A 1,456-nucleotide genomic window follows, 5' to 3' on the forward strand; every position below is an offset into this window, starting at 1 on the left:
GAGCAGGCCGCCTACATCGGCGTCCCGGTCGAGGGCCCGTACAAGCCCGACCACTACCGCTACTGACAGCTGATGAAACCGGGCCCCTGCCACCGGCGGGGGCCCGGCTCGTCAAGGAACCACCGATGCCCCGCGGCCGCTACTCCCTCCACGACACCCACGACCGCACTCCCCTGGGGGAAGAGCACTTCCACTGCGCCCCCGGACCCTCGGGCTGGCGATACGTCTCGCAGGTCACCGCCCCGGGCGGTGACCACGTCGGCTCCGTCGATCTGACCCTCGATGAACTCGGTCGCCCCATCCGTCTCGAACTGCACGCCGCCGACTGGCAGGTCCGTGGAGCCGCACTGGAGGGCGTGACCTGGGTCCGCACGGACCCGAGCGGCGAGCTGGCCACCGAGGGCAACGTGCGGGCCCACGCGTTCACCGGCGCCTCGCCCGCATTCCTCGTCGCCACGGCCCGGCTGCTGCGCCTCGGGGCCGGGGGAGCCGGCACCCGCGTCCGTCTCGTCTCCTTCGCCGCTCCCGTCCTCGCGCCGCGCACCCTCGACCAGTCGTGGACGTTGACCGGCAGCGCAACACACGCCACCGACAGCGGGCCGCTCGTCGTCGACGAGTACCGGGTCACCGACCTCGACACCGGAGAGCAGGCCGCGGTCCACATCGCCGGAGACGTCGTGCTGTCGGCCCCGGGAGTCGAGCTCGAGCACCTCGATTCCCCGCCCTCCCGGTTCGGCTGAGATCTGTCGCTCCCGGCCGATGGCGGAGTCACGTGCGCCCCGATTCCTCCGGAACCGGCTCGGTGGGCCGGGTTCCAGGGCCGGGTCGGCCCTGGAACCCGCAGGGGAACTCACGTTTCCCTCGTACCTCCGTGGTGTCCGTCGGTCCCCGTCGTCCGAGGTCACAGGGTCGGCAGCGTCCACCGCGCCGCAGTGTGAAGGCGCCACGCGCGGTGCGATGTGCATGCGGGGACCGCAACCTGCTAGTGTCCTGATCGCCTCGCGAACACCGTTGACATCGGTGACACCGGGAGGTAGATTTGAACGGTTGCCGGGAACTCGTAGCGAGTGACCCTCAGCAGTGAAAATCGACGTCGCTCCGATCGCCGGATTCAATCCGGGCGGAGCTCTCCGAACCTCAGGATCGAAACGCTGATTATGTCAGCGGGAATGAGCCTGATAAAGTCGGAGCAGCCGAAAGGCAAAGGTCTTCCAACGGCCATTGGATTCGAATTCGGACCGGAAACGGAACGGAAAAGGGTCTGGTAGAGTCGGGGACACCGAAGGGAAGCGCCCGGAGGGCCTGTGAAAAGGGCTCGAAGGAAGCGTCCGTTCCTTGAGAACTCAACAGCGTGCCAAAAGTCAACGCCAGATATGTTGATACCCCGTCTCCGGCCGGTTCGGCTGGGGCGAGGTTCCTTTGAAAAAGTCCTCATGAGACGTGGTTCTTGTGGGGC

Annotated in this window: 2 protein-coding genes; both read left to right on the forward strand. The window is 67.3% G+C overall.

Features of this window, described 5'->3' with window-relative positions:
* A partial coding sequence (locus tag M1E25_RS25995) for an adenosylhomocysteinase (RefSeq protein WP_372501459.1) occupies positions 1–66 on the forward strand: 66 nt, incomplete at its 5' end.
* A gap of 59 nt (positions 67–125) precedes the next feature.
* Positions 126–740, forward strand: a complete 615-nt coding sequence (locus M1E25_RS25360) for a hypothetical protein (protein ID WP_251419625.1) — start codon at positions 126–128, stop codon at positions 738–740.
* The last annotated feature ends 716 nt before the right edge of the window (positions 741–1,456 follow it).

The organism is Streptomyces meridianus, assembly GCF_023703325.1.
GTDB lineage: Bacteria > Actinomycetota > Actinomycetes > Streptomycetales > Streptomycetaceae > Streptomyces > Streptomyces meridianus.